9 protein-coding genes are annotated in these 8,932 nt (G+C 71.4%); 6 read left to right on the top strand and 3 right to left on the bottom strand.

The window, feature by feature from the left end; all coding sequences use genetic code 11:
• Positions 1-88 precede the first annotated feature (88 nt).
• Both ACFWE2_RS22915 and ACFWE2_RS22920 read right to left on the bottom strand, forming a co-directional pair.
• Positions 89-1,303, bottom strand: coding sequence for a pyridoxal phosphate-dependent aminotransferase (locus ACFWE2_RS22915; protein ID WP_377226514.1), 1,215 nt, complete (start codon positions 1,301-1,303; stop codon positions 89-91).
• 43 nt (positions 1,304-1,346) lie between these two features.
• Positions 1,347-1,814, bottom strand: coding sequence for a PPOX class F420-dependent oxidoreductase (locus ACFWE2_RS22920; RefSeq protein WP_377226515.1), 468 nt, complete (start codon positions 1,812-1,814; stop codon positions 1,347-1,349).
• A 109-nt stretch (positions 1,815-1,923) separates the two neighbouring features.
• Between ACFWE2_RS22920 and aspS the strand changes: the two genes are divergently transcribed.
• From aspS to ACFWE2_RS22945, 5 genes are all read left to right on the top strand, one after another.
• Positions 1,924-3,714, top strand: a complete 1,791-nt coding sequence (aspS, locus tag ACFWE2_RS22925; protein ID WP_377226516.1) for an aspartate--tRNA ligase — start codon at positions 1,924-1,926, stop codon at positions 3,712-3,714.
• Between the two features lie 209 nt (positions 3,715-3,923).
• On the top strand, positions 3,924-4,508 hold the full coding sequence (locus ACFWE2_RS22930; RefSeq protein WP_377226517.1) for a DUF4190 domain-containing protein: 585 nt from the start codon (positions 3,924-3,926) through the stop codon (positions 4,506-4,508).
• A gap of 140 nt (positions 4,509-4,648) precedes the next feature.
• Complete coding sequence (locus ACFWE2_RS22935; RefSeq protein WP_377226518.1) at positions 4,649-5,248, top strand: DUF4190 domain-containing protein; 600 nt, start codon at positions 4,649-4,651, stop codon at positions 5,246-5,248.
• 118 nt (positions 5,249-5,366) lie between these two features.
• A complete protein-coding gene (locus ACFWE2_RS22940; protein WP_377226519.1) occupies positions 5,367-5,993 on the top strand; it encodes a DUF4190 domain-containing protein in 627 nt (208 codons plus the stop codon).
• Positions 5,994-6,057: 64 nt separating this feature from the next.
• Positions 6,058-6,621, top strand: a complete 564-nt coding sequence (locus ACFWE2_RS22945) for a DUF4190 domain-containing protein (protein ID WP_377226520.1) — start codon at positions 6,058-6,060, stop codon at positions 6,619-6,621.
• Here the strand turns inward: ACFWE2_RS22945 and ACFWE2_RS22950 are convergent.
• Entirely contained in the window at positions 6,615-8,015 is a 1,401-nt protein-coding gene (locus tag ACFWE2_RS22950; RefSeq protein WP_377226521.1) for an FAD-dependent monooxygenase, read from the bottom strand. The genes ACFWE2_RS22945 and ACFWE2_RS22950 overlap by 7 nt on opposite strands.
• Positions 8,016-8,173: 158 nt before the next feature.
• On the opposite strand from ACFWE2_RS22950, the gene ACFWE2_RS22955 reads away from it, so the two are divergent.
• Positions 8,174-8,767 (top strand): TetR family transcriptional regulator, encoded by a 594-nt coding sequence (locus tag ACFWE2_RS22955; protein WP_377226522.1) that lies wholly within the window; start codon positions 8,174-8,176, stop codon positions 8,765-8,767.
• Positions 8,768-8,932 lie beyond the last annotated feature (165 nt).

An 8,932-nucleotide genomic window follows, 5' to 3' on the forward strand; every position in this document is an offset into this window, starting at 1 on the left:
AGGTAGAGCGCCTGTCCGGGTCTCCTGGCAACAACTCCTGGCAACAACAAGGAGCCCGGACAGGCGCTCTACCTCGCGGAAACGGAGGTCAGGCGCGCAGCGTCTCCAGGTGCTCGGCGATCCGGCCGATCGCCTCGGTGAGGACGTCGACGTCGGGCAGCGTCACGAGGCGGAAGTGGTCGGGCTCCGGCCAGTTGAACCCGGTCCCGTGCGTGACCAGGATCTTCTTGTCGCGCAGCAGCCCGATCACGAAGGCCTCGTCGTCCTCGATCCGGTACACCTCGGGATCCAGCCGCGGGAAGCAGTACAGCGCCCCGCGCGGCCGCACCGACGTGACGCCCGGGATGTCGTTGAGCAGCTTGTCGGCAAGCATCGACTGCTCGTAGAACCGGCCGCCGGGCACGATGAACTGCTCGATCGACTGGTAGCCGCCCAGCGCCGTCTGGATGGCGTGCTGTGCGGGCACGTTGGCGCACATGCGCATGTTCGCGACGAGGGTGAGGCCCTCGAGGAAGTCCCTGGCCCGGTGCCTGGGGCCGGAGATCATGGCCCAGCCCGACCGGTAGCCGCAGACCCGGTACGCCTTCGACAGCCCGCTGAACGTGATGCACAGGACGTCGTCGGCGGCGAAGGTCGCGGTGTGGTGGTGCGTGGCGCCGTCGAACAGGATCTTCTCGTAGATCTCGTCGCTCAGGAGGATCAGGTCGTGCTTGCGGGCCAGCTCGGCCAGGCCCTTGACGGTCGACTCGCTGTAGACGGCGCCCGTCGGGTTGTTCGGGTTGATGACCACCAGCGCCCGCGTGGCAGGAGTGATCAGCGACTCGATGTTCTCCAGGTCGGGGTTCCACCCGTTGGACTCGTCGCAGAGGTAGTGCACCGGCCTGCCGCCCTGCAGGCTCACCGCCCCGGTCCACAGCGGGTAGTCCGGTGCGGGGATCAGCACCTCGTCGCCGTCGTCGATCAGGGCCTGCAGCACCAGGCTGATCATCTCGGAGACACCGTTGCCGATGAAGACGTCGTCCACGCGCGTGTCCAGGCCGTGGGTCTGGTAGTAGTTCGCGACCGCCGTGCGCGCCGAGTAGATGCCCCGGCTGTCGCTGTACCCCTGTGCGTCGGGCAGGTGGTGGATCATGTCCGCCAGGATCGCCTCGGGCGCCTCGAACCCGAACGGCGCCGGGTTGCCGACGTTCAGCTTGAGGACCTTGTGGCCCTCCGCCTCGAGCCGGTACGCCTCCTCGAGGATCGGACCCCGGACGTCGTAGCGGACGGACTTCAGCTTGCGGCTCTGCTTGATCTCTCGCACCGGCTCATGGTCTCAGACCGTGCGGAGGAGCCGCGCAACCACGTCATTCCGCGAGCCGCGCGGGGAACCCGCCCGTCGCCACCGGCCCCCAGCGCTCGATCGTGATCCGCACCAGCGACTTGCCCTGCTCGACCATGGCCGCACGGTACTCGTCCCAGTCGGGGTGCTCCTTGCCCGCCGCGGCGCGGAAGTAGTCGACCAGCGGCTCGACGGACTCGGGGACGTCCAGCACCTCGGCGGTGCCGTCGACCTGCACCCAGGCGTCGCCGAAGTCCTCACCGAGCGCCATGAACGACGCCGCGGGCCGCGCCCTCAGGTTCTTCACCTTGGCCCGCTCCGGGTACGTGGAGACGACGACACGCCCCTGCGGGTCCACGCCGTAGGTGACCGGGCTGAGCTGCGGGGCGCCGTCGGCCCTGCTGGTCACGAGGATCCCGTTGCGGCGTGAGCGGAGGAACTCCAGCAGCTCCTCACGGGTCACGGTCGTGTTGGTCGCGATGGTCCTTGGCATGAGCGCCAGGCTACGCCGGACCACCCACACCCCGGCCGACGGCGCCAAGGAGCCGCGACGATGACTAGAATTCTCGGGACCCTCACCCCCACGCTGGAAGGACCTCTCAGTGCTCCGCACCAACACGGCCGGCTCGCTCCGAGCCGAGCACATCGGCCAGACCGTCACCCTCACGGGCTGGGTCGATCGCCGCCGTGACCACGGAGGAGTGGCGTTCATCGACCTGCGCGACGCATCGGGCATCGCCCAGGTGGTCATCCGGGACGAGGAGATCGCCCACCCGCTGCGCGCCGAGTACGTGCTGCAGGTGACGGGTGAGGTCGGCCGCCGTCCCGAGGGCAACGCGAACCCCAACCTCGCCACCGGCGAGATCGAGGTCGTCGCCACCGAGGTCGTCACGCTCAACGAGTCCGCCCCGCTGCCGTTCCAGGTCTCCACCGCGCTCGCGGACACCGAGGTCATCGGCGAGGAGGCGCGCCTCAAGCACCGCTACCTCGACCTGCGCCGGCCGGCCCCCGCCGCCGCGCTGCGGCTGCGTTCCAAGGCGAACCAGGCCGCGCGGCGCGTGCTGGACGCGCAGGACTTCGTCGAGATCGAGACGCCGACGCTCACCCGGTCCACCCCGGAGGGTGCCCGCGACTTCCTGGTCCCGGCCCGCCTGGCGCCGGGCTCCTGGTACGCCCTGCCGCAGTCGCCGCAGCTCTTCAAGCAGCTCCTGATGGTCAGCGGCATGGAGCGCTACTACCAGATCGCCCGCTGCTACCGCGACGAGGACTTCCGCGCGGACCGGCAGCCCGAGTTCACGCAGCTCGACGTCGAGATGAGCTTCGTGGACCAGGACGACGTCATCGCCCTGGGGGAGCAGATCCTGCAGGCGCTGTGGGCCCTGGTCGACGTCGAGATCCCGACCCCGATCCAGCGCATGACGTTCCACGAGGCCATGCGCCTGTACGGCTCGGACAAGCCCGACCTGCGCTTCGGCAACCCGATCGTCGAGCTCACCGAGTTCTTCGCCGACACGCCGTTCCGCGTCTTCCAGGCGGAGTACGTGGGCGCCGTCGTCATGCAGGGCGGGGCGTCCCAGCCTCGCCGCCAGTTCGACGCGTGGCAGGAGTGGGCCAAGCAGCGCGGCGCGCGCGGCCTCGCGTACGTGACGATCTCGGAGGACGGCGAGCTCGGCGGCCCGGTCGCCAAGAACCTGTCCGACGACGAGCGGGCGAACCTCGCGAAGGTCACCGGCGCCGAGCCGGGCGACGCGGTGTTCTTCGCGGCGGGCAAGACCTCGGACTCGCGCTCGCTGCTCGGCGCCGCCCGCGTCGAGATCGCGCACCGGACCGGCCAGATCGACGAGGACGCCTGGGCGTTCGTGTGGATCGTCGACGCACCCCTGTTCAAGCCGGCCGGCGAGGACGACGACGTCGACCTCGGCTCGTCCGCCTGGACCGCCGTGCACCACGCCTTCACGTCGCCCACCCCCGAGTGGATCGACAGGTTCGAGGAGGCGCCGGGCGACGCCCTGGCGTACGCCTACGACATCGTGTGCAACGGCAACGAGATCGGTGGCGGCTCGATCCGTATCCACCGCCGGGACGTGCAGGAGCGCGTCTTCGACGTCATGGGCATCGGGCAGGAGGAGGCGCAGGAGAAGTTCGGCTTCCTGCTCGACGCCTTCGCGTTCGGCGCCCCGCCGCACGGCGGCATCGCGTTCGGCTGGGACCGCATCGTCGCCCTGCTGACGAAGTCGGCCTCGATCCGCGACGTCATCGCGTTCCCGAAGTCGGGCGGCGGTTTCGACCCGCTGACGGCGGCCCCGGCACCGATCACGCCGGAGCAGCGCAAGGAGGCCGGCGTCGACTTCAAGCCCGAGGCCGCCGTGCCCGTCGCGGCCACCACCGCGTGACACGAGGCGCACGATCAGGATGCATGACCTGAGCTGACGAGGCCCTGGCCGGGGGATGTTCCCCGGCCGGGGCCTCTGCCGTGTCGCGGCCGAGGCCCAGGCGCCGCGGCTGACCGGCGTGTTTCCCGGGCGCGCCGACTCGATCGCTGGTTAGGTGGAACCGGGCGCCGGTCCCGGCCCCCTGGGACTCAGACCTGGAAGGCAGCCTCATGACCGAGAACGCAGGCGGCACACCGCGCGATCCCCAGCAGGACCCGGGGACCCAGCCCACCCAGCCATTGCCTGAGTCCCCGCTCGGCGCGGAGTCCCCGGCCGGCCCGGCAGATCCGGACCGCACGGAGTCGTTCGAGCGCCCGGAGCCCTTCGAGCAGAGCGGTGCCCCTGCGCCCTACGGGCAGCCCGCCGCGAGCACGCCCCACGGGCAGCCGGTTGCCCCCGGGCCGTACGGGCAGCCCGCGGCCCCGACCGTCCCGCAGCACGGGTACGCGCCCTCGCCGCCCAAGAACGACCTGGCCGTCTGGTCGCTGATCACAGGAATCCTCAGCTACGTGATGTGCCCGATCCTCCTCGGTGTCGCCGCGATCATCACGGGCACCATGGGCCGCAGGGCCGCCGACGAGGGCCTGGCGGACAACCGCGGCATGGCGACCGCCGGTCTGATCCTGGGCTGGGTCAACATCGCGCTGTCGGTTCTCGGCATCGTGCTCTTCTTCGTCCTGCTGAGCGCCGGGCTGCTCGCCGGAGCGTTCGGCGAGTGGAGCGACGTGAACGACATGAACGGCTACGGCTACTGACCCCTCGGCCCGCCGTCGCACGGGCAGATCTCCCCGTGCGACGGCGTGTGTCTCACGTGCCCCGGACGGTCTCCGACCTGTAGGTTTGGCCTCTCTCCGCCGGTTCAGCCCCGGCACCACGCAATCAGAAAGGCAGCACGATGACCCAGCCTGACGGCGGCCAGTCGCCGTACGACCCGCCGCAGCAGCCGGAGCAGGGACAGCCGGCCACACCGCCGCCGGGCACGGTTCCCGGGCAGCCCGCGCCCTACGAGCAGCAGCCGTACGAGCAGCAGCCTTATCAGCAGCAGCCGTATCAGCAGCAGTACGAGCAGGCGCCGGTCTACGCGCAGGGTGGGCAGCCCGCGCCGTACGGTGCCGCGCCGCTGCCGAAGAACAGCCTCGGCGTGTGGTCGCTCGTGCTGGGCATCCTCGCCGTGCTGGGCTGCGGCCTGCTCACGGGTATCGCCGCGATCATCACCGGTCACAAGAGCCGCAAGGCCCAGCAGGAGGGCCAGGCCGACAACGGCGCCATGGGCCTCGTGGGCATCATCACCGGCTGGGTCGGCATCGCGTGGACCACTGTCGTGTACGGCTTCCTCATCGCCGGCGCGATCGTCGCGGCCACGACGGTCAACGACCCGGCGTTCCAGGAGGAGCTCCAGCAGCAGATGGAGCAGGAGTACGGCGACAGCGGCCAGACCATGGACCCCGAGCTCCAGGAGCTCATGGACGAGCTCGAGAACCTCGAGAACAACTGACACCCGTAACCTGTCAGCCCGCCGCGTCCGAGGTGATAACTTCTCGGTCGCGGCGGGCTGACTCGTCGTCCTGTGTCCGCGCCGCGTGGCGCGGCTGAGCCCGGAAGGCAGCCCCCCGATGACCCAGCCCGACGACGGGTACGTCCCCCACGACCCGCCGAACCAGCCGGCTGCTCCGCAGCCGCCGGGGGACCAGCCCCCGTCCCCGCCCGCGCCGTACCCGGCCGACCAGCAGCCCTCCGGGCAGCACGCCACCGCGCAGTACCCGACCGGGCCGCAGCCCACGGGCCAGTACGCGACCGGCCAGTACCCGACGGGCCAGCAGGCACCCGGGCAGTACCCGACCGGCCAGTACCCGACCGGGCAGTACGCCTCGGGCCAGTACCCCTCCGGACAGCTCCAGCCGCACGTGCCGCAGGGCCAGGTCCAGTACCAGTACGGCGCGCCGCAGCAGTACGGCTACGCGCCCCCGCCGCCGAAGAACGACCTGGGCGTCTGGTCCCTGGTGACCGGCATCCTGAGCTGGATCCTCTGCCCGCTGGTCCTCGGCATCGTCGCGGTCGCCACCGGGAACGCCAGCAGGAAGGCGATCCGGGCGGGCCTCGCGAACAACTCCGGTGCGGCGACGGCCGGCCTCATCCTCGGCTGGATCAACATCGCCCTGGTCGGCGCCGCCGTACTCGTGTGGGTGGGCATCGTGGTCGTCGGACTCCTCGGAGCGGCATTCACGGTCTCCCAGACATGAGCCCGACCAGCTCGCTCGTCACGGAGCCCAGCGCCCTGGAGCTCCGCACGTGGAAGGTAGGAGCATGACCCAGCCGGACGAGTGGAAGTCCCCGTACGACCCGCCGCGGGGAGAGACCCCGGACCAGCAGCGGCCCGCGCCGCCCCAGCCCTACCAGCCGGGGTCCGCCGAGCAGCAGCCGTACCAGCAGCCCTACCAGCAGCCCTATCAACAGCCGTACCAGCAGCCGTACCAGCAGGTCGGCCCGCAGGGGCCGTACCAGCCGCAGCCGGCCCCGTACGGAGCTCCCTACGGGTACACCGCCCCCGCCGAGAAGAACGCGCTCGGCGTGTGGTCGCTCGTGCTGGGCATCCTCAGCGTCGTCATGCTGTTCAGCTGCCTGGTCGGCTTCCTCGCGGCCATCCCTGCGCTCATCACGGGGTACATGAGCCGCAAGGCAAACAAGGAGGGCCTCGCCGACAACCCCGGTCTGGCGCTGGGTGGCATCATCACCGGCTGGGTCACCATCGGGCTGACGGTTCTCGGCGGCATCGGCATCGGGATCCTGTTCAGCATCCCGGAGTTCCGCGAGGGCTTCTTCAACGGCTCGTCCAGCTACTCGGACTACTCCGACTACTCGGACTACTGAGCCATCGCCGCCGCGACGTAACCGTCGGGGCGGACCAGCAGGGCGGTGGCGCCGCCGTCGGCCCGCCGGGTCACCACGCGCTCGGCGGGGTCCACCTCGCCGAGCGCGCCGGGCAGGTCCGGCGCACCCGCCGGGGCGACCAGGACGAACCGGCCCGCCCGCAGCGCCTCGGCGAGGCGCGAGCCGCCCTCCAGCGGCAGGTCGCGTGCCCGCGTCCCGACCAGCGGGTGCGCCCCGCGGGGGCTCCCGTACGCGACGCCGAGCGCGGACACGGTGAGTGCGGCCCGACGCCGGATCGGGGCGACGTGCGACACGACGCCGATCACGGATCGGCGCACGACCGCGAACAGCGGACCCGGGAGGGTGGCCACCCGCAGGATGCCGCCGCTCGCCCGCAGCACCTGCTTGCCGACGGGGTGTCGCTCTGCCTCGTAGCTGTCGAGGACGGCGGCCCTCGCGCCGTCGTCGGGCAGCCGCAGGGCGGCGGCGAGCTTCCAGCCCAGGTTCGCGGCGTCCTGCAGGCCCGTGTTCATACCGAGGCCGCCCGCCGGGCTGTGCACGTGGGCGGCGTCGCCCGCAAGCAGCACGCGGCCCTTGCGGTAGGTGGGTGCTTGCCGCTCGTCCGCGTGGAAGCGGGACAGGAAGCGCGGGTCGTGCATACCGAAGTCGTCCTTCAGCGTGGCGCGCGCGATCGAGCGCACCTCGTCGAGGTCGACGGGCTCGTCCTCGCTGACGTCGCGGTTGCCGTGCCAGCCGATGAACCGGTACCAGCCGTCGCCGAACGGGGCGAGGAAGCCCAGCGAGTCGTTCTCGGCCGAGACCGTGAGGAGCTCGCCGGGCTTGCGGGCCAGCTTGACGTCGGCCAGGACCATCGAGCGGATGACGGCGCGGCCCGGGAACGGGATGCCGACCGCTCCTCGCACCGCGGACCGGGCGCCGTCGGTGCCGACCACGTACGCGGCGCGCAGCGACGAGCCGTCGGCGGTGGTGACGGTGGCGCTCTCGGCGTCCTGGGTCAGGCCCGTGACCTCCGTGTCGTGCCGGAACACGGCGCCGGCCTCCTCGGCCCGCCGGCGCAGCAGCCGCTCCACCTCGTACTGCGGCGCGATCAGCACGTACTGGAACCGGGACGGCAGGTCCGCCAGGTTGATCGTGAGGCGCTGGAAGAGCTGGAGGCTCCGGACCGGCTGGCCCTTGGGGAGCAGCTCGTCCGCGAGGCCCCGCGCGTCGAGCACCTCCAGGCTGCGGGCGTGCACGGCGAACGCCCGGGTGAGGTTGCTCAGCCCCGCCGGACGCTTCTCCAGCACGGTGACGCGGGCACCCGCCGTGGCGAGGTCTCCGGCGAGCAGGAGGCCGGTGGGTCCGGCTCCGACGACTATGACGTCCGTGTTCATGGTGTCCTCCTCGGCTGTCTCGCCGGCGGCTGTTCCGCCAACGCTTGTTTGCCAACGCTTGTTGACCACCTTAGCGAGGGTGGTGCGTGGACGTCAACGGATGTTGGCCTACAGTTGTTGACATGAGAGGTGACACGAGAGGTGACACGAGAGGCGACGTGACAGGTGACACGACAGGTGGCACGACGGGTTCCCACGCCCCGCGCCGCTCCGACGCCACCCGCGCCGCCATCCTGGACGCGGCGAAGGAGCGCTTCGCGGCCGACGGGTACGAACGCGCGACGGTGCGCGCCATCGCGCGCGACGCCGGGATCGACCCCTCCATGGTCATGCGCTACTACGGCTCCAAGGAAGGCCTGTTCGCCGCGGTGATCGACGTCGAGCTCGACTTCCCGGACCTCAGCGAGATCGATCCGGACCGCCTGGGCGTCGTCCTGGTCACGCACTTCCTCGAGCTGTGGGAGGCGGACACCGTGCTGCGGACCCTCCTGCGTGTGGGCGTGACCAACGAGTCCGGCTCGGACCGCCTGCGCCAGGTGTTCGGCACCCAGCTCGTGCCGGCCGCGCGGGCGTTCGTGCCCGACCCGGCGGATGCCGAACGCCGCGCTGCGCTCGTCGCCTCGCAGGTGCTCGGCATGGCGCTGGTGCGGTACGTGCTGAGGTTCGGTCCGGCCGCGGACATGTCGCGCGACGACGTCGTCGCCTGGCTCGCGCCCACCGTGCAGCGGTACATCACCGCGGAGGCCCCCTAGCCCTCGGACCGCCCGAGGCGTCCTCAGTCCGCCCGCGGCCAGACGACGGTGAACCTGGCGCCGCCGTCCGGTGACTCGCCGACCGCGACCCGGCCATCGCCGGGCGCGATGTCGTCGACAATCGGGCGCACCTGGCCTGGAGCGCGGGGCCGCACGGCTGTCCGG

This window comes from Promicromonospora sp. NPDC060271, assembly GCF_042726755.1.
Classification (GTDB): domain Bacteria; phylum Actinomycetota; class Actinomycetes; order Actinomycetales; family Cellulomonadaceae; genus Promicromonospora.

Bases quoted from the DNA above. Each gene is read 5' to 3' on its own strand.
- ACFWE2_RS22945 (WP_377226520.1), top strand. From the start codon at position 6,058: ATGACCCAGCCGGACGAGTGGAAGTCCCCGTACGACCCGCCGCGGGGA.
- ACFWE2_RS22935 (WP_377226518.1), top strand. From the start codon at position 4,649: ATGACCCAGCCTGACGGCGGCCAGTCGCCGTACGACCCGCCGCAGCAG.
- ACFWE2_RS22930 (WP_377226517.1), top strand. From the start codon at position 3,924: ATGACCGAGAACGCAGGCGGCACACCGCGCGATCCCCAGCAGGACCCG.
- ACFWE2_RS22950 (WP_377226521.1), bottom strand. From the start codon at position 8,015: ATGAACACGGACGTCATAGTCGTCGGAGCCGGACCCACCGGCCTCCTG.
- ACFWE2_RS22940 (WP_377226519.1), top strand. From the start codon at position 5,367: ATGACCCAGCCCGACGACGGGTACGTCCCCCACGACCCGCCGAACCAG.
- ACFWE2_RS22920 (WP_377226515.1), bottom strand. From the start codon at position 1,814: ATGCCAAGGACCATCGCGACCAACACGACCGTGACCCGTGAGGAGCTG.